Source organism: Tritonibacter scottomollicae, from assembly GCF_003003215.1.
In the GTDB taxonomy this organism is placed as follows: domain Bacteria; phylum Pseudomonadota; class Alphaproteobacteria; order Rhodobacterales; family Rhodobacteraceae; genus Epibacterium; species Epibacterium scottomollicae.
This window is the reverse complement of record NZ_PVUF01000011.1, coordinates 1-25,416: the sequence shown is the minus strand read 5'-3', so window position 1 is coordinate 25,416 and position 25,416 is coordinate 1. Positions and strand designations below refer to the sequence as shown.

Here is a 25,416-nt window from a genome sequence, read left to right as displayed (position 1 = left end):
CAGCTGAAGATCTAGGATGGATAGGTGTTGAACCTAGCCATCCGTCAGCCCGGCCGTGTCGAGTATCAGATCAACGTCCCGCGTATAGGCCGCGCTTCCAGGCAGCGAAATCGCTGCTTGGGTCGGGGCCTTGCCGGTCATCTTGGTTTCTGCCCAAGCGATAAGGTCGGCAACGGATTTGCCCCTTAGAAATGGATTTGCATCAACGACTTGGGAGCCGAGCGTCGCCTCGACCGACAGGTCGGGATCTGTTCCCAATGCGCGCACCGCGCCCTCCGGCCCCAAGAAATGCGCCAGATACAGACGCCCACTGGTCACGCCAAATCCTTTCTTCACCAGATAGGCTCGGTTCTGCCGGGTTAGGTTGAACACCATCTCGACCGACAGCGCAGGGTCCATGCGCAGATCCAGGACCTCCTGCCGACTCAGGTTCTGCATCAGCTCGGGGTGGTAGGTTTTGATCATGTGCAGCCAGGTAGAGATAATGAATTGGCCCGGCCCGAGCGCGCTTGAGAGCGGGTTCTTCGCATCAGATCTTCCGCCACTTTCAACGTGGACAATCCTGGACACCAGGTTGCGAACCGCCTCGTCGTCGGTGGCGCTATCATCCGTTGAAGCGCGCGGAGTAAACATCGTGCCCGCGCAAAGATACTTGCCGTCTGGCCCTGCCATGACATAGCAGCTCTGTTCTCGTCCGGCAGGTCCGCCAAGGCCAACAAAAAGCACCTGTGCCAGGTCATCTTCTTCCTCTGTGGCGTCATGTCCCGCCAAGAGCAGAGTGATGTGATCGCCGGCCCCAACTTTGCGATCAAGCGCGAAACGCTGTGCGACCATCACCACAAGATTACCCGCCGCATGGTCCGAAAGGCCACTTTGAAGGGCGCTTGTGTATAGCGCATCAAGATAGCTTTGGGGCGGCGGCAAATCGCGCCTTGCGGCGCGCGCCCGCACGGCAAGGTCCTCTTGCCCCCAGGGGTCGGCAGCGCGCACCCACTGCCCAGCAGCGTCGCGGGCAAGACTGCAACAGTACAGGTCATCCGTATAAAGCGTGAGCTGTGCAAGAGCGGAGGTGTGTTCAGATCCTCTCGCAAACCGCAAGGCCAGGATGCTGTTTTGCGGCAGCGTCAGGGGGGCTGTGTCGTTGTCCTCCGTTGGCTCTGGCAGCAGCGGTTGCAGGGCCCGGATTGCCGCTTGTGCCTCTTCTTGGGACACCCCGTTTTCGGTCAGGACCTCAACCCCTGAACGCGGCGTGGCAAGCCACAAGATCTGATCTTCGGCAAGGGCGTAGCTCTGGCCCGGCGCCCGCGTGTAGATCTTGTGGTCACGCGCTGGGGTGGCGGCCTGCGCTCCGCTTAATGCTCGGCTGCGCTGAGCCTGGTAGAGAGCAAAATCCTCAAGTCGCGACGCGGCATGAAGCGCGAGTTTTGAGGACTGATGTGACAGGTCCGCATTGATCAATCTCAGCCGATCCGGTCGCAGTGGGCCCGCCCGCTCCGGCGCGAAATCGGCGGGTCCCGGAAGGCTCTGATCCTCCTGAAGCTCCGGTTGCGCCAACCTCAGCCGAAGCGGATCACGAGGCAAGTTGACGAGGGCGCGAAACGGATCCGGTGGCGGCGCGATCTGGGAGGGTGAAACAGGCGCGGGCTCCGGCGCGCGCGTCACCTGACTTGGCCCAGCATTGGGGGTCGAGCGCCACTGCCATATCACTCCGGCGGCAAGTCCAATACCTACGAAAAGCCCAAGAGCCGCCCCCGCACGGAGAAAAATACGCCGCCGACGCCGCGCGCGGGCACGGCGCCCTGCTGCACTGAACGCCGGATCAATCCGAAGGTCGGGATCCGTTCTGTTGCTCACCTGAACACTCCAAGCGATGGCGTGATGGTCCGGATCTGGCGCTCCGATGCAGGAGCAGAGGGCTGGCTTGACGGCGCACGCTGGGTCGGAGCCGGAGCCGACGGCGTTGAGGTCACGCGGGCGCGTGGGGCAGGGCAGGCAACATCGGCGGCCAAGATGATCTGCCGATAGAGTGCGGTGTCTGGCTCTGTCGTCACGGCCCGCGCGTCATCGGAGCGCTCGTTGAAATATGCGGTTACGGCACCGCGCGACCCATTGCCCCAGATGCCGTCAATGCCAGCACGGTAACACCCCATTCTTGCAAGTTCTGTCTGAATCGCGCGGGCTGTCTCTTCTGCTGGCGGGTCAAAGGCGCCCTCGGACACCAAACTGGCAAACGTGATCGGGTTTTGCCGCCTGAGCGCGGTTCTGGCCGCGAGATCTCTATAATCGTCTGGAGCGTCTTGGGCATCGGGGCTGTTGTAGTCTGGTCCGATTAGGCCAAGAATGACGGAAGGCTGCGGCGCGCCCGGCGCAGGCGGAATGGCAACGAGCGTCTCACTCGGAATCTCGCTCAGGTCCGCTGTTGGTGGAGGAACGTAGCGAAAAACTGCAGGCAAGATCTGTTCAAACCCTTCATCGCGTGATGGCGCCGAAATTGTCAGCTGTGCAGGCCGCGCTGATGAAACCGCGCGATCTGGCAGAGCCAAGCCCTGCTGCCATAGGCCAGCCAACACATCAGAGAGGGGTTGCACTTGCCCCTCTTCGACGCGCTCCGCCCCGCGTGCCAAGGCCTGAAGCACCGGATCGGGGCCGGCCGGACAGGTTTCTGAAGGCGATATGGAGGCGACGAGCGAATACTGGGCGGCGACCGGTTGGCGCAACGGCCCCGGATCTGCCGAGGCACAATGGGCCAGAAGAACGACCACAGGGGACATCCCAGCGGCCCCGGCCTGTTCGATCAGGTCTTCAAGATCGCCCTCCCCGGCACCCGATGCCGCACCGATACGCAGGATGACCAGCCCGCCCGGTGCCCGCACGGCCATCTCCTCGAGCGCCTGGCGACGTGTGTATGGCGCAATGTCTTGCACATAGCGCACCTCCGAGAGCCCCAAGCGTGCGACGTCTTCAGCGGCGCTTTCTGCGCTCTCTTGGGTGTCGGTTCCCTCTTCTGTCGTATAGATAAGCCCGCTCCATTGCGCATCTGCGGGTGCCGCCCAGAAAGTGCAGGCCAGAAGAAGCAGCGCGCCACAGGGTGACGCCCCCCGCGCACGCAGAAAAGTCAGCACCTGAAGCAAAGGACTACATCTCATCGGTAACAGCACCGTCGGGATAGACTGAGAGCGTGAAACCATCGGCAGTGCCGGTGTCAATTTCACGGGAGTTCCCTTGGAGGTAGCCGCGGGTCAGACACTCACTATCGCCTCTGATCTCAAAATACTCCGGCTTGACGCAGATCGGAGTGGCGCCATCAAGGATAACCTGCCCAAAGGGGTCCGTCGCCAACACATAGAGGAATCGCGCACTCAGCGCACGGTTGATCAGGTCCGCGCATTGCTCGGGCGCGATAACCCACCACCCGTTGCTGACAAAAGTGCCATCTTTGTACCGGCCAAGCGCAACGTTGATCACATCCGGCGTCTTGTTGCACAGATGAAACCCTGGGCTCTCCTCTGCAACCGCTACTTGCGCGTCCGCGAAGACAACCATTGCGCCCAGACACAAGGCCCTGGTGGCCAGAACGAACCGGGCTGCGAAGGCAGAGAACATGTCAGGCACCTCCTTCGGACAATGCGCGTTTGAAATCTCAGTGTGACCGCCTGTTTTTGCCAAAAGTAACAAACTACGCGGCGCAATGACCTTATATCCTGATGAAATAAGAGGTTTGAGATACTGACGCCACCAAAAATAAAGACGTCGTGATGTCGGACGGGAGTTAAACCTAAGGATGCAGCAGGCGGTGGTGTTTCAGAACATCGAAAGCGGAACGCCGGGCGGCATGCCAAGCATAGCGTGAGCATTGCGCGAATAATCGCGGGTGATGCTCACAGAGGCGATTTCCCCTGTCTCTTACACGTCATAGGCGATATACTTGGCGGTATGTTTAAGGTCGTCGCTATCACAGCCAGTCTTTGCGTCCTCTGTGTTGCAGGGGGGGTGGGTTTTGCTGCCTACCATGGCTCTTCCGTTGTGAAACGGGCGCCGCAGCCAGCGGATGCAACAGTTTCTGAAGGGGTAAAACCACTCTTCAGACGCAGCACACGTAGCAGCATCGCGCCCGTTCAAGACACTGCGCCGGCTCCGGCGACCAAAGATCTCTTGCCCACGGGCACCATGTCAGTGCGCAGCGACTCAGTGCCGCTATCAGTGCCGTTACCGGACGACCACACGGCCTCGATGACTTACCCGCGTCCGATTGCGCGCGATAGGCTTCCGGTTGTGCCGTTGGAGACCAGCTCTCATGCATCCAGCACGCCTCAACCGCAATGGGTCGTGGGCGACGCAGAGCCCAAGACACATGCCACGGACTATCTGATCGGGGTCTATCGGTAGAGCGATCTGCAGATGCATCTTTACACGCATCTCCTGTAAAAAAGTCGATGCGCCATACATGAATTGGTGCATATGTTGCCCTTATCGTCCAAGGGACTTCAGGACGGTGATTTTATGAATTTTCTGATCGGTGACTTTGCAATGTCGGATATTATTTCTCCTATTTCGCTGCCAATCTTCATCTCCCTGGGCCTTCTGTCGATTGCCATGATTGCAGTGACCTTGCGCAAGATCGGCCAGTTTCGAAAACTGCGCACCGGGGGGCGGGATGGCGCCGAAGCTGCGCTCAAACTTTGGCTAGCGGGACACTCGCAGGACGCGATGGAACGGGCCCGCGCGCAAAATTCCGTTCTTGGACGCATTCTCACGGCCGTGATGTCAGGCGTGCAGGCCCGCCCCGGAGAAAGCGAATATGCAGAGGAGTTGGGCCGCCAGACCGCGCTCGTCGAGCTTGCACAGATGGGGCGCTATATGCGGTTCCTCGAAATCTGTGTTTCCTCCGCCCCGATGCTCGGCCTTCTTGGCACGGTTTTGGGGATGATTGACGCGTTCGCCGAACTCTCTGCCGTACAGGGCGCCGCTGATCCGGCCAGCCTCGCGCAGGGGATCTGGACGGCCCTGACAACCACAGCGGCCGGCCTTGTCCTGGCGCTTGTTGCCGATTTCATTACCTCCTGGTTCGAAGCGCGCATCGAACGCGAACGTGTCCTGGCCGAGACCATGATTTCCGCGGCAATCTTCGGGCGCGCGGGCAGCATCGCAGACGCGGCGTAACGGGAGCTTTGAAATGCCGCGCCATCGCGCCACGCTTCTGCCGCCCGCTCGGCGAACCCGGCGATTTTCGTTAATCCCGCTCGCCGATACGATGTTTCAGTTGCTGATCTTCTTCATGCTGTCGTCGGGATTGACCCCGTATTCGCTTCTCGGCTTCGGACAGGTGCCGGCGGGCCCCGAAGCGCATGGCGCGGGGAACGGTTCAGAGCCCGCAAGTGCTGCCGGGTCACTTGAAGATCGCGTGCTCTGGCGGATCACCGCAGGCGGGTTGAGTTTCAACGCACAGCACTTTGAGTTCTCAGAACTTGAGACACTGAGTGCGGGGCTTTCGAGCCGCGCGGACCCGGTCTCGGTGGTTCTGATACCCGAAGCGGCTGCGCGCATTCAGGACATTGTCTCTGTTATGGCCGCCCTGAACGCCGCCGGGGTTGAGACCGTACAGCTTGGCATTTCGCCGCAGGAGGGATGAGTGACCAAACAACACTCTTTGCTGCCCCCTTCGCCAAAGCGCGTCAGGCCCGATATGGCATTGGCCATCGTCAATGTCGTCCTGTTGCTGATCATGTTCTTTCTGGCCACGAACGCATTGTGGAACCAGTCTGCACCGACGGAAATCAGGTTGTCGCAAACGCGAGCTTTGCCGATATCCCAACTGCCGACGCCAATGTTGCAAATTGATCTGGATGATAAGATGTCCCTTGATGGGGATCCGTTCCCAGAGGCAGAGCTTGGCGTCCGACTTGCAGAGCTTGACCGGGTGTATCTCCTGATGGATCGCACCGCACCGGGACGGCAGCTGACGTCGCTTCTGGCAGATCCGGTGTTTCAGGATATCGAAGTTGTGCTTGTCACGATCCGTCAGCGCGATACGCAGAGTGCGATGCCATGAGCGCGCTTCCATTTGCCCAAGAGTCTGCGCGAGATTGGTGGGGCGTTGCCCTCATTGCGTTTTCTGCGCATGCCCTGGTCGCAGCGGCAGGCATTGGCGTTATGGCCTGGCATCCAGATCCAGCCGCCACACCGCCAGAAATCAGCTTTACCGTGTCGTTGCAGCGCCTTGACACCGATAGCCTCGCGGGGACGCAAGTGTCAGAGGGCATCGCAAATGCGGCAGACACCCCCGGCACCGACGCGCCAGATGACCAGCCCGAAGGGGTGTCGGCCCCATCCCCTGAAGTGCCCGACCTTCCATCGGATACAGACCAACGGGCCCCATTGCTTCCCGCTCCGGACAGGCAGCCCGCGCGCCTGGCGTCGGTTCCGCAGCTGGGACGGGACGTTGCAGAGATAACACCTCCCGACGCCCCGGTCGTTCCCGACGCCCCCACTTCCCTTGATCTTGCCCAACCTCCGGTGAGTGCGGCGCCGCTCCCGCTTGCGTCCACTCAAACACCAGAGGCGAGCTCCCCCATCATTCCGCTTGATCGAGGGCAAAGCACAGGCGGCGCACCACGCAGCGGACCTCAGCTCGCCATCTTGCAACCGCCAGGTGCTGCGGCAGAAGACCAAAGCCCTGACTGGCCGGCCCCACCGCCCGAAGCCCCTTCCCTTGACGGGGACACGACACCCAATGCCGGCGAAAGCGACCATGCGTCGACCGACGCATCAGAGGCCGGTGACACAGCCAGCCTCCCCGAGGGTGAAGGCAACGACACTGAGACGCGCGCCACCGTGGCCCGTGCGGTTGATTTGGCAGCAGGCGACTTGATCAGGCGTATTCGCGAGCAGGCTCATCCTGATTGCCTTGTGGCCTTGCCTCGCCGAACGTCTACGGGTGGCCTGGGGCTTGAGATGATCGGCGCATCTGAGCGGGTGATGCAAGACTACGCCAAAGCGCTTCTCGGACCCGAAGACGCGGATCTCGTGCAGACGCGCCAGTTGATCGATCCACGCCAATGTGCCGGACTTGATCTCGTGGCCAAGGGGCCGAATTATCCTGCAACACGGCTCGGACTGGGGCTTGAGAACCCGGCGCCCGCCTCCAGTGGCTGGCTGCGCGGAGGTGTGCGCGGCACCGGTGGGCGTTATGTCATGCTGCTGGTCATTGATAACAATGGCGTTGTTCAGGACCTTCAGCGATTCAGCCGGTTTGGTGACAATCGCGTAGATTTCGCAGTGCCGGTCACCCGTGCTGGCCCAAGGCGCGATACATCACAGCTGATTCTGGCGCTCGCCTCATCGACCCCCTTTGACGATCTGCGCAGTGGCATAGGCGGACTTGCCCATGAGACACTCCAGCGCGCCCAGGACCAGCTCGGACCGGATATTGCGATGGCCTTGACAGGGTTCGTACTGCAATGAACGGCACCGTTCCAAGGCAGCCCGATCAGGTTGGGCCACTGGGAAAAACCCCGATCTTCTGCGGAGCTCAGAAGCGCAGAATGATGTCGCAAGGCTTCCTCGTCATCAAATCACCGCTAAGAAGACAAGCTGACATTTGCCCCATGATGAGAGGCGTAGTGCTCTTGAGATCGGCATCGGAAAATCCAATTGCATTTATGTGTTTGCTGCACCCGAGGCTATCAAAGGGTAATCGTTCCGTTCTTGCGGTGCCTAGTCTTAGATTCTAACGGACCCCGCTTCAGTTTTCGATCGGGTGTCCTCCCGCCGCTGCCCATTCTCGAGAGTCAGTTTTCATAGAACCACAGCCAACCGGTGGCAATCTGCTGGACCTCCGCACATTCCATTGGCCTTACCTCTAACGTATTCATGGGCCGTGCTCTTGATGAATGCGGGATCAGTGGGGGGCAGGACAATGCGTACTGCCTGGGTGTTGCGCCGACTGGAACCTCTCCCTAGAGTCTCGCGAGCAAACACTAAACGGTCGCGCGTATGACACCTTTCAAACCCAAAAACTTGGTGCGCTGGATGCGGGTTTTATGCCTCATCCCGATGATTGTTTTGCCCAGTGTCGCGACAGCTGAACCGCTAAGAGTGTTTGCGGCTGCGAGTTTGAAGACCGCACTGGATGAGATCGCGGCAATGTACGAAACGGACACCGCGACCGAAGTTTCAATTTCTTATGGAGGTTCATCGCTCCTTGCGCGCCAGATTGGCGCCGGCGCGCCGGCTGACGTCTTCATTTCGGCAAACGTCGGATGGATGGATGACCTGGCGCGGCAAGGGCGTATCGACGAGACGACACGTCTGGATTTGCTACGCAACAGTTTGAGTGTGATCGCAGCGCGGGACAAACCGGCGCTGAGCAGCTTGGCTGATCTGCAAACGGCCCTCGGCACCGGCAAACTGGCGATGGCTCAGACCAACGCCGTACCCGCGGGAATTTACGGCAAGTCTGCACTGAATTCCGCCAATATTTGGCAAGATCTACAAGCTCAAGTCGCTCAGACGGACAATGTGCGTTCTGCGCTTGCACTTGTCGCCAGCGGTGCCGCCCCATACGGGATCGTTTATCAAACAGATGCCCGTGCCGAGAACCGCGTGACCGTCGCATTTCCCATACCAGACAGCATGCATCCGCCGATTATCTATCCCGTCGCCGCAATCAACACCAATGATAGAAGCCGTGCGTTCATCGAGTTTCTGACATCCCAAACCGCAGACCAGGTGTTTGAGGCGCAAGGGTTCACCCCGGTGGAACACCGTTGAGTGGAACCGTCCCTTATTGGCTCGGGCCAGAGGAGTGGCTGGCCGTGCGCCTGTCACTCAAAGTGGCGTTTTGGGCGATGGTGATCAGCTTGCCGTTTGGCATCGCAGTTGCTTACGCCCTTGCGCGGTGGCAATTTCCCGGCAAACACCTCCTGAATGGGCTTGTGCATCTGCCGCTCATTCTACCGCCAGTGGTGACAGGCTATCTGCTGCTCTTGGCCTTTGGACCATATGGGCCGATCGGTCGATTGCTGGACCCTGTCGGTCTCAGTGTCGCCTTCCGTTGGACAGGCGCGTCTCTTGCCGCAGGGCTCATGGGGTTTCCGCTCATGGTGCGCGCGCTGCGCCTTTCCTTCGAGCTTGTCGACCCCGGGCTAGAGCATGCGGCAGCCACACTCGGCGCCCATCCGGTGATGGTATTTCTTACGGTAACACTGCCGCTGGCCCTGCCTGGCGTCATCGCCGGAGCCGTCTTGGCCTTTGCCAAGGCGATGGGAGAGTTCGGCGCGACGATCACCTTCGTCGCCAATATTCCCGGTGAAACGCAGACCCTGCCATCCGCCATCTATGCTTTCCTGCAGGTGCCGGGCGGTGAAGCCTCGGCCCTGCGGTTGGTGGTGATCTCCATCGTGATTTCCTTCGCCGCCCTGATCGTGTCAGAAGTCTTAAGCCGCCGATTGGCACAGAAACTGAGACACGCATGAGTTTTGAAATTGATCTCTCTGTCCGGCAGGGGGCGTTCCAGCTACAGGCGAAGTTTGCGGCGCCAAGCGGGCTAACAGTGCTGTTCGGGCGGTCCGGTTCTGGAAAATCAACCCTCATCAACGCCGTGGCGGGTCTGATCCGGCCAGACCATGGACGTATCAAGATCGGCGAGCGTGTCCTGTTCGACTCTGACCGCAAGATTGCACTCCCGCCGCGCAAGCGGCGGCTGGGGTATATATTTCAAGACGCCCGCCTTTTTCCGCATATGAGCGTGCAAAAGAATTTGCTTTACGGTCAACGCTTTGCGCCAAAGCTGCGCAAGGGCAGGGAGGTCGAACAGATCGTTGATCTTCTCGGGCTGGAGAAGCTTCTGCACCGCATGCCGGCATATCTATCCGGTGGCGAGAAGCAGCGTGTGTCCATTGGACGCGCGCTCTTGGCAGCCCCTGAACTTCTGCTTGCGGATGAACCGCTCACCGCCCTGGATCAGACCCGAAAGCTCGAAATACTCCCATATTTTGAACGCATCCGAGATGAATTGAAACTTCCTGTCCTGTATGTCAGCCACTCTGCAGCCGAGGTCGCGCGGCTTGCGACAACCGTTGTGGTTCTCGATAGCGGTCAGGTCACGCACCTTGGTTCCGCCGCCGAGGTTCTGTCTGACCCCCGCGTGGTCCCGACAGGCGTTCGCAGCGTCGGCTCAATCATCGTGGCCAAGTTGGTCAGTCATCACGCCGACGGGTTGAGCGAGTTGCAGTCCAACGGAATTCAGCTGTTCGTGCCAAAAGTGAATAAGCCAATTGGTGCGTCATTGCGGCTGCGGATCTCTGCGCATGAGATCATTCTTTCTGTCACGCCACCAGTCGGGCTTTCGGCGCTCAACGTCTTGTCCGGAACGATATCGGCAATCCGGGCTGGGGACGGGCCCGGCGCACTGGTCACGCTTGCAACCGCCGCCGGTCCGATCTTGGCACGTGTCACCCAGCGCTCCGTCTCGGCGCTTGGCCTGCAACCGGGCGTAGAGGCCTATGCGATTATGAAGTCTGTCGCGATCGCCCAGCAGGATATCGGCGGAGCTCAACAGCGCACGCCAGATGGAATTTCATAGATAATCTATACTTTTCAAGTCCGCCTTCATCCCGTATAGCGCAGATCAGCAGCCGAGCATCGTGCCGGACAAATGGGACGCGCGCCACATGATCGAAATCCAGAACGTTAGCCTGACTTTGGATGACCGTCCGGTGCTTCGGAATATTTCGCTGTCGCTGTCAGAACAGCGTATCGCGATCGTCGGTAGCAATGGCAGCGGCAAGAGCAGCTTTGCTCGTCTACTGAATGGGCTGCGCACACCCACAGAGGGGAGTGTCCGAGTCGACGGGCTCGACACCCGAAAGCAGGCGCGAGACATTCGCCGCAAGGTTGGGTTCGTCTTTCAGAACCCCGACAACCAAATCGTCTTTCCGATCGTTGAAGAAGACGTGGCCTTTGGCCTGAAGAATCTCGGAATTCCGCCGGACACACGCACCGAGATGGCGCGTGACATTCTGCAGCGATACGGGTTGAGCGCGCACTCCAAACACCCAGCGCATAATCTAAGTGGAGGGCAGAAGCAGCTTCTCGCCATTGCTGGCGTATTGGTGATGAAACCGGACTATGTTGTCTTGGACGAGCCGACCACATTGCTTGACCTGCGCAACAAGCTGCGCATTAGCAATGCCATCGACGCGCTTGAGCAAGCCGCCATCGTTGTCACGCATGACCTTGATCTCGTGAAAGATTTTGATCGCGTGCTTGTTTTCGAAAACGGTCGAGTGTTGGCAGACGATGTCCCGAATGCGGCACTGAACCGCTATGTCGAGGCAATGCTGGATGCTTGACCTGTATTCGGAGGGGAACTCGCGCCTGCATACCATGAAGCCTGGATGGAAAATTCTTGGCCTGGCCATATCCGGAAGTCTTCTTTTTGCGGTAGATAACATACTGTTCTCGATAGCATTTCTTGCCGTCACACTTGCCCTTTTCGCCGCCGCAGGCCTGCCGCTCAGACGCGCGTGGGCGCAAATCCGACCTGTGATTTGGATTTTTGTGCTGATTATGATCGCGCAGGCCTTGTTCAACAGCTGGTGGGTGGGCCTGTTCGTCATCATACGATTTGCAGTCCTACTGATGTTGGCAGGTCTGCTCACGCTCACGACGCGATCCAGCGAGATGATAGACGGCATAGAGGCTGGCCTGCGTCCACTCAGCCGCCTCGGCCTGCGGACGCGCGGGATCAGCTTGGCGATTTCGCTGACGTTGCGGTTTATTCCAGTCCTGGCATCTGTCGTTCGAGAGGTACGCGAAGCGCAATACGCACGCGGCCTTGAGCGCAATATCCTCGCCCTCACAATTCCCGCTATCGTGCGTACTTTGAAGATGTCCGAAGACATTTCGGATGCCATAGACGCGCGCGGATTCTGACGAAAAATACGTCTAATCATGAAGTTAGGAGCCCCATTCATGACCACGAAGGACATCGTACTGATCGCCCTGTTCGCTGCGCTGACAGCCGCGCTTGGTGTCATACCTCAAATCACCCTACCGATGGGCGTGCCAATCACCGCCCAATCCATGGGGGTGATGCTGGCAGGTGCCTTCTTGGGGGCCAAGCGGGGCGGTTTGGCAATCATTCTGTTTCTCGCGCTCCTGGCGGTCGGATTGCCACTTCTGGCCGGCGGTCGTGGCGGACTAGGCGTCTTTTTCGGAGCCTCCGGCGGGTTTCTCATCGGCTTTCCGGTCGGGGCCTTTATGATTGGCTATTTGTTCGACAGATATGCAGGTCGCCCACCGCTCTTCCCGTCGATATTGTTCATGCTCCTGGGCGGCGTTGGCGTCGTGTACTTGTTTGGGGTGCCTTGGTTGGCTGTCATCGCCGAACTCTCGGTCTGGCAGGCGCTTGCCGCATCCGCGGCCTTCCTGCCGGGCGATGTCATCAAAGCCGTGCTCGCCAGCCTGATCCTGCGCGAGGTGCGCAAGGCCATTCCAAATCTGTAGTGGTGCCAAAGCGCGCTCGCATCGCGCAGGCATATAGTTAACATAATTCATATTACGAGATATACGTCAGGCAGGGGGTGAAGATCCCCTGCCTGGACGTGCATCCGGACACAAAACTAAAATTATACTTGATCTCCCATGTTTGCTGCACGATTGTGCAACAAACAGCAGGGCATGATATGTCAGACAGTAAACCGAAGTTTCGCCGGGAAAGCCCCGAACATCGTCGCGAGCAGCTGATCGAGGCGACCTTGCGGGTCATTGCCCGTAAAGGCGTTTCTGCGGCGACCGTTCGCGAAATCTCGGCCGAAGCTGGCGTTGCCTTCAGCCTGATCCGTCATCACTTCCGTACCAAAGAAGATCTGATGTACGCGGCGTATTCCTACCATATGCGCAAAATGGCGCATTTGTCTCTTTCGTCGGCGACTGATGTGTCGCGTCCGATTGCAGACCGTGTGCGCCAATGTGTCCGCGACACGCTCTCAGCGCCCGTTGCAAGCGGTGAAGGGTTGCAGATTTGGGCCGGCTTTATCCAGATGGTCCCGCATGACGCGCGCATGAAGCAAATTCACATCGACACCTATCTCGGCTTCCGTGATGCGCTGGAACCTCTGATCACCGAGGCCCTGCGAGCACAAGGCGCGCCTGCAGACCCCAAAACCGTGGAAGAAAAGGCCATCGCCTGCAACGCGGTCCTCGACGGTCTCTGGCTTGAAGGGTCGATGCTGCCTGAGATGCTGCCCGCGCACCGGCTGACCGACGTCGCCGAAACGACACTTTTTGCAATTCTTGGTCTCTCTCCAACAGACTGAACCAAGCACCACTACGACAAGGAAGAACTCATGCAAACGATCGGCCAAGCCTTAGCACAGAACCTTGTGGATCGCGGTGTCGACGTTGTGTTTGGCATTCCCGGCGTCCATACGATCGAGCTTTATCGCGGGATCGAGGGCGCCGACATCCGGCACATCACCCCCCGCCACGAACAGGGCGCCGGGTTCATGGCGGACGGATACGCGCGCATTTCGGGCAAGCCCGGCGTGGTTTTTGTCATCACCGGGCCCGGTCTCGTCAATACGCTGACCCCAATGGCTCAGGCGAGGGCCGACAGTATTCCGATGGTCGTGGTGACCGGCGTCAACCGGCGCGATAGCCTTGGCAAGGGGCTGGGACTGCTGCATGAACTGCCTGATCAGCTTAAGCTCTCCCAAACTGTTGCAAAACATGCCGAACAGGTTTGCGCCGCCAATGACCTCGAAGGCGCGCTGGATCGTACATTCGATGCACTGAGCGGGCGCCCTGCCCCGGTTCATATCGAGGTTCCAACCGATGTCATGGACCTTGAAGGGCCAGATGCGCTCAAAATCTCTGCTCCCACGACAGCCGCTGTGCCTGACCTCTCCGCCATCGTGCAACGGCTTGCGCAAAGCGAACGCCCTGTGATCCTCGCTGGCGGGGGCTGCCGTACCGCGGACGCAGCCCTGGCCGAACTTGCCGAGAAGCTCGACGCCCCGGTCATCCAGACCGTGAACGCGCGCGGCTTGATGCACGGTCATGCGCTTACGGTGGCGGCAAGCCCCTCGTTGCAAACCGTCCGCAACCTGATCGAGGAGGCCGACTGCGTGCTAGCCCTTGGAACCGAGCTCGGCCCGACGGACTACGATATGTATGCCACCGGGACCTATCCCGACATGGCGTCCCTGCTCCGCATCGACATCTGCGCAGAACAGCTCGCCCGTCATCCGGCAGAGGCTACTGCGGTGGGCGATGTGGGCCCTTGTTTGACGCAGCTTGCCAGCACAATTCCAGCGCGCGTGCCCGGCGACGGCGCGGAGCGTGCCCACAAAACCCGTGCCGAAGCTTTGGCCGAAGTCGAGGCCCTTGCGCCAAGCTACGGTGCGCTTATTGGCCAGGTGGAGACACTCCGAGACGCCCTGCCCGGCTCCATTATGGTGGGGGATTCAACCCAAGCAATATATGCTGCCAATCTGGCCTATGATCATGATCGCCCTGGCGGTTGGTTCAATGGCGCCACCGGATTTGGCGCGCTGGGATACGCGATTCCCGCAGCCATCGGTGCGGCCCTGGCGGATCCCACTGCTCCAATCGTGGCGATGATGGGAGATGGTGGCGCGCAATTCACCCTTCCGGAACTTGGCGTGGCAAGCGATGAGAACCTGCCGATCCTCTTTGTTGTCTGGAATAACAACGCCTTTCTCGAGATCGCAAATGCTATGGAAGGTGCAGGCATCACCGCCACAGGTTGCCATCCGGGCGCACCGGACTTTGAGGCCGTCGCTGCGTCTTATCGCCTTGGTTTCAAGCGCACATCTCCAGACGACTTGCGTGATGCACTGACGCAGATCCTGCCGCTTGAGGGCCCTCTGCTTCTTGAAATCGACATGCAGGGCCACTCTTCGCCAACCGCTTGAGAACGTCTGCGGCGACTGCGTCGCGCCCAATGCGGCTTTCGCGCTCGGCTGTGAGCTGGCTGTTTCCCGCGTCATAAATCCCGTCGCGCCCTGCACCTAGGCGCGACGGGGGATTCTCTTGACCGTCCGCAGGCTCAGATTTCGACAGAAACCTTGCCGATCGGGTTGGAGCAACACGCCAGAATATAGCCGGCCTCGATGTCGTCATCCGAAATGCCGCCATTGTGGACCATGTGCACATCGCCAGCGGTTTTCTTTACTTTGCAGGTGCCGCAGACCCCGAATGTGCAGCCGGACGGAATGTTCAGCCCGTTGGCTCGCGCTGCGGCCAGAACCGTGTCCGTTTCCGCAACTTTGGCGGTCACCCCGGATGTTGCGAAGGTGATTTCTGCCGAGGTCTCGTCATCGAGAACAACATCATCAAGATCAGGCTGTTCGGCTTCATTTGCAACCGGCGCGTGGAAACTCTCCTGATGGTAGTTGTCCATATCGAAACCGAGACCGGCCAACGCATCCCGCACCGCCTGCATGAAAGGCTCCGGCCCGCAGCAATAGACCTCGCGCTCAAGATAATCCGGGGCCATCAGGCCCAGCATCAGCTGATTGAACACACCCTGATATCCGGTCCAGGGCCGATAGAGGTCCGGCTCTTCAACTACAAACTTCAGGTCCAGCTTTTCTGAGCGGCTCGCCATCTGCTCCAGTCGCTGACGGAATATGATCTCCGACGGGCGTTTGGCACAGTTCACAAACACGATGTCCAGATTATCGCCATCATCCCACATATTGGTGGTCATCGACATCATCGGGGTGATGCCGGAGCCCGCAGAAATAAAGAGGAACTTCTTTGCTGAACTGTTTGCATTGGTAAACAGGCCGGCGGGACCGATCGCCTTGATCCGGCTGCCGGGGCGCAGGTTGTCGAGCATCCAGCGGGTGCCGATACTGTTGGACTGGGCCTTGGCTGTAATCGTGACATTGCGTGGCCGCGACGGCGACGAGGAGATTGTGTATGTCCGGTGCAACGGACCACCCGGAACCGGGATTTCCAACGTCATGAACTGACCGGGATCAAAGTCGAACAACGCCCCGGATGGCGCCTTGAAGGTGAATGAGGCGGTGTTCTCCATCTCTGGAATGATGGAGACGCATTCCAGCATCTCAGTATCTTTCCAGATTGTGCGTTCACTGATTTTCGGCATGTTCTGTTACTCCGCCGCCAAGGTCTGAGGGGCGCAATTGCGCTTGAGGGTATCGAGGTACCACTGCACGAACTGCAGCACGCCGCTTTCCTGAACCTGGGAATAGGGACCGGGCTCGTAGGCAGGTGAATTGATGCCCATCTGATTGTACTCGACCACTTCGCGGTCTTCGTCGTTGGTTGCGATCCAGACCTCGGTCAGTCGGTTGAGGTCATAGTCCACCCCTTCAACAGCATCCTTATGGACCAGCCATTTGGTGGTGACTTCGGTTTCGGTCGCACTGATCGGAGTGACCCGGAACACAATGGAATGGTCCGACAGGAAGTGGTTCCAGGTGGTCGGGTAGTGGAACTTCAACAGCGATCCGGCATCGGCGAACGGCGCCCGCCCCAACCAGCGGCGCACAGCGGTCTTACCGTTGAGCGTATAGCTCTCGGCGCCCTCTTTCAGCGGCATGCGAGCCACGCGGAACTGACCATCAGCGTTCAGATAGAATTCCGCCGGCATCCCTGCCTGCTCGCAACGGTTGAAATGCGCCTGCAGAGTTGCGGGCGTTTCGCCGCCTTCGATACCGGTGATCGATGGATCATCCGGGAATGTCCGGCACAGCGACGGGTGGTTGCCGCCACAGTGATAACACTCACGGTTGTTTTCCCAGACCAGTTTCCAGTTGCCCTGCTCGACGATCGAGCTCTCATATGCCACCTTGGCATTCGACAGGTCGTGCACCTCTAGGTAGGGGCGTGTGATCTCTGCAAAATGCTCAAAGTCCGGCGCCTCATCCGCAAGGCAAATGTAGACGAGCCCGGCAAGTTCACGACAGTGCACTGTCTTCAAACCGTGTTTGCTGGCATCAAAATCCGGTCCCATGTCTCGGGCCCACAGCAGGCGGCCATCCAGCTCATAGGTCCACTGGTGATAGGGGCAGACCAGCTTTGGGTTGTTGCCCTTCTTCGCCTTGCAGATCACCGATCCCCGGTGACGGCAGGAGTTGTGAAACGCACGGATTACGTCGTCGGAACCGCGCACGATGATCACGTTGTACGTGCCAATCTGCTGGGTGACGTAGCTGCCTGATTTTTCCAGCTCGCAGGCGGGAATGGCAAACAGCCACTCCTTGTAGAAAATCTCCTGCAGATCGGTCTGGAACACATCAGCATTGTTGTAAAATGCCTGCGCCAGCCCGTGTCCTGGCTGGTGGTTTGCGATCAGCGCATTGATATTGCTGCTCATTTCCTGACTCCCCTGCCGCCTGCGTCCGACATGTGCGGCGCGACTGCGGTTGGTTGGTTGTTCGGACGGCACAGGGAACCCGTTAGGCCGCGGCGGAGGAAGCCGCGCCCTGCAAGATGCCCAAACCGCCGCCCGCGGTTGACGATATCTGTTGAGGCTGGTTTCCGGGCTCAGGAACTGACCAATTGGTCGGAGCGCAACGCCTTCCCGGGGTCCTCCACCCAGTGGCTGATGTCGCGCGCACGGGTTCCATGACCGTTGCGGGGGCAGCGCCGGAGTTTCACCGGCTTCCCAAATTCTCCACACGGATCGCTCCGCGCAGCACCTCTTGAGACTGAGTTGTACCGAGATTCGAAAAACCAGATCCGCGAATTGCGACATTGTTTATTGAGTTCGAGACAAGCGCGACGCCCACGCCACAATTCTTGCTCGGCGTCGTCCACACTGCCCCCCAAGACGGACATGACCGCAACGGAGCACTCAATACGCGCCGATGCATTTGGCGTGGCGAACACGGGGGTCGCACAGGGATCTTCGATGGTCCTGACCGCATGCCGCAGATGGTAAGGGCGCACCGCGTATCCATGCCGCACCTGATGTCGGTGTTCAGAACATCGAGACGTGCTTTCGTCCGTTTTACCATCATCAAGTGGGCGCAAACGCTCCAATAAAAGCAACATATGCGATGGTTTGGCGAATTAAATGAGACGGCTTTCCGCATTTAAGCAGGAGTTCATTAATTCAATTCGACAAGTCTTTCTTTTGAAAACACGTTATCTTTGGGGATAACATTCAGGTGCGGTGCAAGGAGCAGTACGGCTTCAACCGCAACTTGTTGTGAGTAAAAGGTCAAAACATGTCAAAAATGAACGTACAAGACTACGCACTGATGTCCGGAGCGAAACCGGTTCTCCTGAACGTCCTGTCCATTGATGATGACGAAATTGATCGTATGCGATTGCTGAAGATCTGTCGCAAAGCCGGGCTCATGGTGGATTTTACCGAAGCTGCAAACTTGGCTGAAATGCGTGAATGCCTCGATGTGGACGCGTTCGATCTGGTCTTCATCGACCACGATCTGGGCATGGATACAGGTCTCGACGCGCTCGGCATCCTGCTGTCGCACGAAGATCAGGTCGGCGCGGTTCCGATCATGCTCACGTCCTCGGTCGACTACCATGTTGCAGTCGAAGCCATGCGCAGAGGGTGTGCCGACTATATCGTCAAGGACGAGCTCACGGTTGATGCGCTGATAAAATCGGTGACGTCGGCCATCGAACGACGTGCGCTTTACGGGGCGCTCACGGATGCGCGCGCGTCAGAGTCAGAGCTAAAGTCGATTTTCGAACGTTTCATGGTGAGCTGTGGGCCAGAAATGCGCGAGCTACTGCGCCGAAGCATGATGGGCGTGCGAGCGGTCAAGATGCAAGCGCGCAGCGATGATGCCATCGACCCGACGCTGCTCTCGAACCTGTCGATGTTTGAACGCGGTGCAAAGGATCTGGTCGCCTTTATGGACGATCTTGAAAGCGTCGTGGGCGAGGGTCGTCGCCTTACGGTCACCGAGTTGCGAAAACGCCTTCAGTAGGGGTACCCGCCCCGGCATACACATGAGTTAGGCGCAGCGGTTTTACTGTAGCGCAGGTTTGAATTCCTTATCCGGAGAGGTGACTATCGTGTCGCCAAGGTGGATCTCGATAAAGCTAAAAGTCGCGCTGGTGGTATGCCTTGTTTCCGGAGCGTCTTTCAGTGTCTTCTTCGCCATCAATTATCAAAACACCATTCAACGTATTCACGCTCACGCAGAAGAGCTGATATTGCGCAATCACGAAACACACACGCGCTACATCGTTGATACGCTGACAAAAATGCGCCAGGATTCGGAGATGATCGTTGGCTTCCCGCCAATTTCGGGAATCATCCGGACCCGCGAAGCGATCGACAACCGCGATCCGCTGGATGGGTCAACACTCGCCGATTGGCGCGCTCGGCTTGAAACGCTTTTCATCAGCATCATCGGCAATCGCAGTGGATACAGTCAGATTCGGCTGATCCTGGCAGAAAACAACTGGTCTGAATTCGCCCGCGTAGATCAAGACAATGGAGATGTCCAAGTCGTTCCTCAAGACGACCTTCAGTCCAAGGGCGAAGAACCATATATCAAAGCTCTGCAGGCCGATCCCACTTCAGACATTCTGTTTTCGAACGTTACCCGCAACCGGGAGCACCAAAGGGTATCGGGGCCTCCGATGCTGCGGTCGATGAAACGCGTTGTTGACGAACACGGAAACCTGCTCGGGGCGATCGTGGTAAACGCAGATATTGCGAGTCTGCTTACTGTCCCTTCCAGCTCCGAAGACTTGGGACGAACCTTTTATTCGGTTGAAAATTCTGAAATCGCGGGCATTCCTGTCGCTGATGGCGACAGAAACTTCTACGCCAATATCGAAGGCAAACCAGACACGATAAGTTTAGAACAACTTGCCAGTTTTCCAGAACGTAGATTGGTTCACTTTGAAGACCAAATTGGCGTGTACATCAGCCGGGTCGACACCGGAAATGAGAAGGTCCCATTTACGTTCAGAATCGCAACCACGGTCGACCTGCATGACTTGTACTCTGCGGCACGGGATGAGCTTTGGCGGAACGTTGGCAACGCGCTCTGGCTGACCATCCTTGCCTCGGGTCTCGGGTACCTCTTCTCTGCAAAATTGCTCTGCCCCCTGCAAGTGTTGCTGTCTGAGATCAACGAGAGCAGCCAGACTCTTCACCCACTGAGCAACAGGTACCGCGGCAACGATGAAATCTCCGACATAGCGCAGAATTTCACACGCCTGACCAATGATTTGATCCGCGAAACACAGCGCCTCGACATGGTTCTGAGCAATATCTCTGAAGGTATCCTGACCTTATCCGAGGACGGGCGCATCGAAGATGCAAACCCCGCCGCCAGCCGTATCCTCGGGAACTCTGAACCGGAATTACGCGGCGCACGCCTCTTGGAACTTTTGGGTTTTGACGCAGAGGCTACGCAAGGGTTGCTCGAAGATGCTGCACATGCGCATGCCGCCGAGGAGGCTGGAATGCGCGAACTCACGATGACTCGATCAGATGGCTCCCGCATCGTGCTCAATCTGACATTGCAGCACGCCACATATGCAGGTGAGGGGCGCTTTGTCGCCATGATTAGGGATGTGACGAGACGGGCAGCCGCCACCGAACGCTCAGAGGCGTTGATCGCGGCCTTGCAGAGATCCAACGCCGAACTCGATCAATTCGCCTATGTCGCTTCGCATGACCTGAAGGCCCCACTCAGGGTTATCAGCAACGCGGTGGTCTGGCTCGAAGAAGATCTGGAACCCTATTTGACGGATGACACGCGCGAGAGCATGAACCTGCTGAAAAGTCGCACCAGCAGGATGGAACGCTTGTTGAATGACCTGCTGCAACACTCAAGGATTGGCAGAGTCGCGGAACCGGAGACCAGAATACCCGGCAAGACCATGGCGGAGGAACTTCTACAATTGCTTGAAGTACCTGAAGGCATGAGCATTTCTTTCTCCGATGGATTTCTTGACCTGCATATGCGGAAGTTTCCCCTGGAAACGATCTTCGTCAACCTCATCGGAAACGGTATCAAGCACCATGATCGCAATGTCGGGCAAATAACTGTCAATGTGGAGCAATGCGGGGCAGGTTGGCGTTTCCGCGTCGAAGATGACGGCCCAGGTATAGAACCCGTCTACCATCAGCGAATTTTCAAGGTATTTCAGACCTTGAAATCCAGAGATCAGCTTGAAAGCAGCGGCATGGGCCTCGCATTTGTAAAAAAGTACATCGAGGTAGCCGGCGGAGATATCAAAATATTATCTGATGGCGAACGCGGTACCATCTTCGAATTCTTCTGGCCGTTCGAAAAACCTCAACAGGATCAGGCAGCGTAGCTATGCAATCCCACCACTCCGACTCCCGTGACGTTCAGATTATTCTCGTCGAAGACGATGATGGAGATGCCAAGGCCATTCGCCGAGCCTTTTCAAAAGCGCGCATCGCGAACAAGATTCAACGTTTCAGGAACGGTGAAGAGGCCCTCGCCTTCCTCAAGGGGGAAGGCGATCAGGATCCCCCCGTTCAGTTCGTTGTCTTGAGCGATATCAACATGCCCTGCATGTCCGGTTTGGAACTTCTGGAAGCGCTGAGAGACGACCCCCGCCTCCAAAGGACCCTCTTTTTCGTTCTAACGACATCCGACGACGAGCGGGACATCACTGCCGCCTATTCCAATCACGTTGCCGGCTACATCTTAAAATCTCGCGCAGGCTATATGTTTATCGAACTCATGGCGGTGATGGACAACTTTTGGCGGATCGTAGAGCTGCCGGTGATAGAGACGCGGAGCTCACCACATGGTTGAAAAGAGCATACTTATCGTTGATGACGACAGTGGTGATCGCAAGCTGATCCGGCGACACCTCGCGGCGCTATACCCTACCGTGATGATACTGGAAGCTGAAAACGGTGATGAAGCCCGAACTCTCGCTGACGAAGAGGTTGAGGTAATCTTCCTGGATTACCTGCTGCCAGGGGAATCCGGCCTGGATCTCATGTCGGTCTTCTTTCGGCGCTGGCCCCATTGCGCTATTTTTATAATGACAGGACAGGGCGACGAAGACATTGCCAAGAGCGCAATTCTGAGCGGTGCCGCTGACTACATAGCAAAATCGGCGATCACGCCAGGCGCCTTGCATCGAATGATCGGCAACGGACTGCAGATTGCTCGCATGCGGTGGCGCATCGAAGAACACCAGAAGGAGCTCCAGCAGTTCTCCGATGTTCTCGTTCATGATTTGCGGGCACCAATTCGCGCCATCAAGTTCCTGAGCGATCAGATCATTGAGGATTTTGAAGCCGGAGATCTCGACGAGGTAAAACGAGAATTCGACCTCATGAAACGTTCCGTAACCAAGATGTCTGATCTGATTGAGCGTTTGGCGAGCCATATAAACCCGCACAGCGAGGGCACTCCTGAGCTAGTGCCAACTGAAAGCCTGGTCGAAGCCGCCTGTATGGCCGTCGCGCAGGATATTGCCAGTTCCGACGCCAGTATCGAACTGGATTTGCAGGAACCCGAAGTTTTCTGTTTCCCGCCAGACATCTCGCAGCTTCTGCAAAACCTGATCGGCAATTCGATCAAGTACCGCAGTGACCCGCCTCCTCATATCGTTGTCTCGACGCAGGCGCACGGCTCCGGCGTACAATTCTCGATCAGGGACAACGGGATGGGCGTGCCGGAGGAATATCGCACCCGGATTTTCGAGCCCTTCAAGCGTCTTCAGCGCAGCAGCGACCTTCCGGGGAGCGGTCTGGGGTTGGCAACATGTGCCAAGATCGCGAAACGCCACGACGGCGCAATATGGTGTGACCCCGATGTATCGAGAGGCACAAGAATCAATTTCACTCTCAATTTGCGTAATAATTACAGGAATGCAGCGCACGACAGGTGATTTTTGACGCACCCTCGGTGTAGCGGGTTGCCTTTGTCCGAAACTCCAGCTGCAAACGTCACTTATCGAGCTCAATTTATATTACACCACCTCGCGACAGATTTGTTGCACAAATCGTTATGTGAGCGCACTTCCCGCTTCCCGGCGCTTTGTTGCGCAAAGATCGCGTGCGGGATTTATGCGATAGAGCCTCCTAGGGGGATAAGACTTCAGGCCTTTTCATAGGCGCTGTCGCACAAATCAGCTAACAGCCAGAGTTCCCCTTTCCCCGGAGACACTTATCCTAGGGCCACGGTGACAGGGATGCCGAGGGCGGTGAAGCGGTTCATGACCGCCGCACGGATCTGAACTTCGGCGACCTGGCGGTCGAAGTCCCGTGATATTAACCTCTGGCCGAGCAGCTTCACGCAGTTCATTTTCGTCTCCACCCTGCTACGGCGGTGATACCCGCTCCAGTTTCGCCACAGCGCCCGACCCAAGTGCTTCGATGCTCGCAGGATCTCGTTTCGCGCCCGGGCTCCAGCCGTGTCCGGCTTCCAACGCCTCGCAGTCCGCCTCGGCGGAATGACCGCCGCCGCGCCGCGGGCCGCGATGGCATCATGGCAAGCGCTGGTGTCATAGGCACCGTCGGCGGTGACGGTGGCGATCTCATCGGCGCAGTGTTCGGTTTTGATCTCGACGAGTTCTACCCCATTGCGCAGCAATGCCAATTTGCGCTTGCCGTCACTGGAGAGATAGCTGGTCCCAGACAAAGCGTCTCGACGCTGCACAAGGTACTGCGCCCTGCGAAGGATCTTGTGTCGGTCATCGCTGGAAATCCGCACCTCGCTCAAATCACCTTCCCAGCGAAGCGCGTCCGCGAAATCACCTGGTGCCTGGGGCTTCACCCCATCGCGCAGAGCTCTGAGCTTTCGAAGGTGTCCCTCGAAACGGCGCTTTATACCCATCTCGTCCAGGTCTCCGTCGGGAAAGCGGGCATCGATAAACTTGATCTTGGTCATTTTTCATTTTCCGAATGTAGCACACGGAGTTCTTCAAAGATCGAACTCTCGCGAGTCTGGACGTCACGGAGCCGACGAATGGTCGCGCTCCGGTCATCCCGTCGTTGCAATGTTTGTTGAACTACAGAAACACGGGTTTGCGGCTGGGTGAGGCCACCACTTTGGTCCAATCAATGCCGTCAAAAAGCGCGTCGAACTGAACTTTGGTCAATGTAACCGGGCCGGTTTGAGGCTTTGGACAGGTGAACTGCTTGCCCTGCAGCCGTTTAATGATCAGGACTAGACCGGAGCCATCCCAGACAAGGATCTTCAGACGATCAGCGCGCCGGGACCGAAACACGTAAATCGCACCGGAATAGGGGTCGAGCTGGAAATTGTTCGCGACACAGGCAGCAAGCCCGTCCAATCCTTTTCTGAAATCTACAGGCTGCGAGGCCAGATAAATTCTGAAATTGCTGGCTGGAGAAATCATTGCGCTGCCCTCACAGCCCGCAAAATCTCCACAAGGTGATCGGCGGGATAGCCTTGGGGTATCTCGATCGTTGCGGAGCCGACGCTGATCTTGCAGGAGGCGTCATTCTCCCGCGAGGCAGCGACAGGCATCGGTGGCTGGGTTGCCGCTGAGGTCCTAGGAGTAATGACTTCTACAAAAGCGGGCCCATCCGCTTGCGGCTCTGCCTTCTTGACCCAGAGCGCCACCAAGGATTTGTTGGCACCGATCTCCTCGACTGTCTCCCGGATCCCAGCGCCCGCCAAGACCTTCTGCACGGCCATCGAGCGCAGTTCATCAGGCCATTTACGCCGCCCGGACGAGGACACCGGGACCCTGATCCCCCAAACTTTCGCCTCTTCCGGAGCCATTCCATCCAGCATTGCCACCTCCTTGCATTAGGTGGCGCCAGTATCGCAAACCCTTTATTTTATTGAAACATGGGGTGTTTACACCGCTTACGCTCTTCCAGTTGGTCGTCTTGTATGTCGTCTTCGGAGGTCTGCTAATGACCTGCTCCCCGTGGAGTCCGCGTTCTTTAGTTCGCTCTGTTCAGTTTTTGGTCCACTATTGACCGTTGGTGATACTCCCACGGTGTAAGCCCGTCGAGGCTCATGTGTGGGCGGTGGTGATTGTAGTCGTCGCGCCAAGCAGAGATCAGATCCCGGGCGTGGCGCAAGTTGGCGAACAAATGCTCGTTGAGGCACTCGTCGCGCAGACGGCCGTTGAAGCTTTCCACGAAGCCGTTCTGCATGGGTTTGCCTGGTGCGATGTAGTGCCACTCGACCTTCCGGTCCTCCTGCCATCTCAGGATGGCGTTCGATGTCAGCTCCGTTCCGTTGTCGCTGACCACCATGCAGGGATAGCCACGCACCCGGGCGATGTTGTCGAGCTCACGACCAACGCGCTGCCCGGACAGGGAAGTGTCCACGACCGTTGCCAGGCATTCCCGGCTGAAGTCGTCGATGACGCAAAGCACACGGAAGCGGCGACCGTCCGAGAGGCTGTCTGAGACGAAGTCCAAGGACCATCGCTGGTTGGGTCCTT

At 58.1% G+C, this 25,416-nt stretch carries 24 protein-coding genes, 1 pseudogene and 1 riboswitch; of the genes and pseudogenes, 16 read left to right on the top strand and 9 right to left on the bottom strand.

Annotated features, from left to right (window positions below; genetic code table 11):
• Positions 1-33: 33 nt before the first annotated feature.
• The 3 genes from CLV89_RS15785 to CLV89_RS15775 form a co-directional block, all read right to left on the bottom strand.
• Positions 34-1,458: a lysozyme family protein gene (locus tag CLV89_RS15785; RefSeq protein ID WP_133166733.1), complete on the bottom strand. Its 1,425-nt coding sequence runs from the start codon at positions 1,456-1,458 to the stop codon at positions 34-36.
• A 392-nt stretch (positions 1,459-1,850) separates the two neighbouring features.
• Positions 1,851-3,146: a hypothetical protein gene (locus CLV89_RS15780; RefSeq protein WP_133166732.1), complete on the bottom strand. Its 1,296-nt coding sequence runs from the start codon at positions 3,144-3,146 to the stop codon at positions 1,851-1,853.
• A complete protein-coding gene (locus tag CLV89_RS15775; RefSeq protein WP_106164631.1) occupies positions 3,136-3,603 on the bottom strand; it encodes a DUF1036 domain-containing protein in 468 nt (155 codons plus the stop codon). The genes CLV89_RS15780 and CLV89_RS15775 overlap by 11 nt, the downstream gene beginning before the upstream one ends.
• Before the next feature lie 897 nt (positions 3,604-4,500).
• On the opposite strand from CLV89_RS15775, the gene CLV89_RS15770 reads away from it, so the two are divergent.
• The 12 genes from CLV89_RS15770 (at position 4,501) to CLV89_RS15715 (ending at position 14,939) form a co-directional block, all read left to right on the top strand.
• On the top strand, positions 4,501-5,160 hold the full coding sequence (locus CLV89_RS15770) for a MotA/TolQ/ExbB proton channel family protein (RefSeq protein WP_243395037.1): 660 nt from the start codon (positions 4,501-4,503) through the stop codon (positions 5,158-5,160).
• 13 nt (positions 5,161-5,173) lie between these two features.
• On the top strand, positions 5,174-5,629 hold the full coding sequence (locus CLV89_RS15765; RefSeq protein ID WP_106164630.1) for an ExbD/TolR family protein: 456 nt from the start codon (positions 5,174-5,176) through the stop codon (positions 5,627-5,629).
• Positions 5,630-6,049 carry an ExbD/TolR family protein gene (locus tag CLV89_RS15760; protein WP_133166731.1) on the top strand — a complete coding sequence of 140 codons (420 nt, stop codon included), beginning with the start codon at positions 5,630-5,632 and terminating at the stop codon, positions 6,047-6,049.
• A 902-nt stretch (positions 6,050-6,951) separates the two neighbouring features.
• Positions 6,952-7,461: a hypothetical protein gene (locus CLV89_RS22410; protein WP_133166730.1), complete on the top strand. Its 510-nt coding sequence runs from the start codon at positions 6,952-6,954 to the stop codon at positions 7,459-7,461.
• A 531-nt stretch (positions 7,462-7,992) separates the two neighbouring features.
• Positions 7,993-8,769 (top strand): molybdate ABC transporter substrate-binding protein, encoded by a 777-nt coding sequence (gene modA / locus CLV89_RS15750; protein WP_106164627.1) that lies wholly within the window; start codon positions 7,993-7,995, stop codon positions 8,767-8,769.
• Positions 8,766-9,473 (top strand): molybdate ABC transporter permease subunit, encoded by a 708-nt coding sequence (modB, locus tag CLV89_RS15745; protein ID WP_106164626.1) that lies wholly within the window; start codon positions 8,766-8,768, stop codon positions 9,471-9,473. The genes modA and modB overlap by 4 nt, the downstream gene beginning before the upstream one ends.
• Positions 9,470-10,582, top strand: coding sequence for a molybdenum ABC transporter ATP-binding protein (gene modC / locus CLV89_RS15740; RefSeq protein WP_106164625.1), 1,113 nt, complete (start codon positions 9,470-9,472; stop codon positions 10,580-10,582). The genes modB and modC overlap by 4 nt, the downstream gene beginning before the upstream one ends.
• Before the next feature lie 88 nt (positions 10,583-10,670).
• Entirely contained in the window at positions 10,671-11,351 is a 681-nt protein-coding gene (locus tag CLV89_RS15735; protein WP_106164624.1) for an energy-coupling factor ABC transporter ATP-binding protein, read from the top strand.
• Positions 11,344-11,934 carry an energy-coupling factor transporter transmembrane component T family protein gene (locus CLV89_RS15730; RefSeq protein WP_106164623.1) on the top strand — a complete coding sequence of 197 codons (591 nt, stop codon included), beginning with the start codon at positions 11,344-11,346 and terminating at the stop codon, positions 11,932-11,934. The genes CLV89_RS15735 and CLV89_RS15730 overlap by 8 nt, the downstream gene beginning before the upstream one ends.
• 39 nt (positions 11,935-11,973) lie before the next feature.
• Positions 11,974-12,507 carry a biotin transporter BioY gene (locus CLV89_RS15725; protein ID WP_106164622.1) on the top strand — a complete coding sequence of 178 codons (534 nt, stop codon included), beginning with the start codon at positions 11,974-11,976 and terminating at the stop codon, positions 12,505-12,507.
• A gap of 98 nt (positions 12,508-12,605) precedes the next feature.
• On the top strand, positions 12,606-13,319 hold the full coding sequence (locus tag CLV89_RS15720; protein WP_243395036.1) for a TetR/AcrR family transcriptional regulator: 714 nt from the start codon (positions 12,606-12,608) through the stop codon (positions 13,317-13,319).
• A gap of 30 nt (positions 13,320-13,349) precedes the next feature.
• Positions 13,350-14,939, top strand: coding sequence for a 5-guanidino-2-oxopentanoate decarboxylase (locus CLV89_RS15715; protein WP_106164620.1), 1,590 nt, complete (start codon positions 13,350-13,352; stop codon positions 14,937-14,939).
• Between the two features lie 134 nt (positions 14,940-15,073).
• Here the strand turns inward: CLV89_RS15715 and CLV89_RS15710 are convergent, their stop codons facing one another.
• Together CLV89_RS15710 and CLV89_RS15705 are read right to left on the bottom strand one after the other, a co-directional pair.
• Entirely contained in the window at positions 15,074-16,141 is a 1,068-nt protein-coding gene (locus CLV89_RS15710) for an FAD-binding oxidoreductase (protein ID WP_106164619.1), read from the bottom strand.
• A 6-nt stretch (positions 16,142-16,147) separates the two neighbouring features.
• Positions 16,148-17,374, bottom strand: a complete 1,227-nt coding sequence (locus CLV89_RS15705; protein ID WP_106164618.1) for an aromatic ring-hydroxylating oxygenase subunit alpha — start codon at positions 17,372-17,374, stop codon at positions 16,148-16,150.
• A 138-nt stretch (positions 17,375-17,512) separates the two neighbouring features.
• Positions 17,513-17,718: riboswitch (cobalamin riboswitch) on the bottom strand.
• Between the two features lie 512 nt (positions 17,719-18,230).
• Here CLV89_RS15705 and CLV89_RS15700 point away from each other — a divergent pair.
• The 4 genes from CLV89_RS15700 (at position 18,231) to CLV89_RS15685 (ending at position 22,878) form a co-directional block, all read left to right on the top strand.
• Entirely contained in the window at positions 18,231-18,962 is a 732-nt protein-coding gene (locus CLV89_RS15700; RefSeq protein WP_106164617.1) for a response regulator, read from the top strand.
• Between the two features lie 79 nt (positions 18,963-19,041).
• Complete coding sequence (locus CLV89_RS15695) at positions 19,042-21,318, top strand: sensor histidine kinase (RefSeq protein ID WP_243395035.1); 2,277 nt, start codon at positions 19,042-19,044, stop codon at positions 21,316-21,318.
• Between the two features lie 2 nt (positions 21,319-21,320).
• Entirely contained in the window at positions 21,321-21,788 is a 468-nt protein-coding gene (locus CLV89_RS15690) for a response regulator (RefSeq protein ID WP_106164615.1), read from the top strand.
• On the top strand, positions 21,781-22,878 hold the full coding sequence (locus CLV89_RS15685) for a sensor histidine kinase (RefSeq protein ID WP_106164614.1): 1,098 nt from the start codon (positions 21,781-21,783) through the stop codon (positions 22,876-22,878). The genes CLV89_RS15690 and CLV89_RS15685 overlap by 8 nt, the downstream gene beginning before the upstream one ends.
• Before the next feature lie 278 nt (positions 22,879-23,156).
• Here CLV89_RS15685 and CLV89_RS15680 read toward each other — a convergent pair.
• The 4 genes and pseudogenes from CLV89_RS15680 to CLV89_RS15665 form a co-directional block, all read right to left on the bottom strand.
• Positions 23,157-23,528: pseudogene (locus tag CLV89_RS15680) on the bottom strand (transposase); the annotation flags it as partial.
• Between the two features lie 472 nt (positions 23,529-24,000).
• The gene (gene tnpB / locus CLV89_RS15675) at positions 24,001-24,351 is read right to left on the bottom strand and encodes an IS66 family insertion sequence element accessory protein TnpB (protein ID WP_106164613.1); all 351 of its coding nucleotides are present in this window, start codon (positions 24,349-24,351) and stop codon (positions 24,001-24,003) included.
• Positions 24,348-24,752, bottom strand: a complete 405-nt coding sequence (locus CLV89_RS15670) for a hypothetical protein (RefSeq protein ID WP_106164612.1) — start codon at positions 24,750-24,752, stop codon at positions 24,348-24,350. The genes tnpB and CLV89_RS15670 overlap by 4 nt, the downstream gene beginning before the upstream one ends.
• A gap of 155 nt (positions 24,753-24,907) precedes the next feature.
• Positions 24,908-25,416: IS3 family transposase (locus tag CLV89_RS15665; RefSeq protein WP_110684133.1), on the bottom strand; the 509-nt coding region annotated here is incomplete at its 5' end.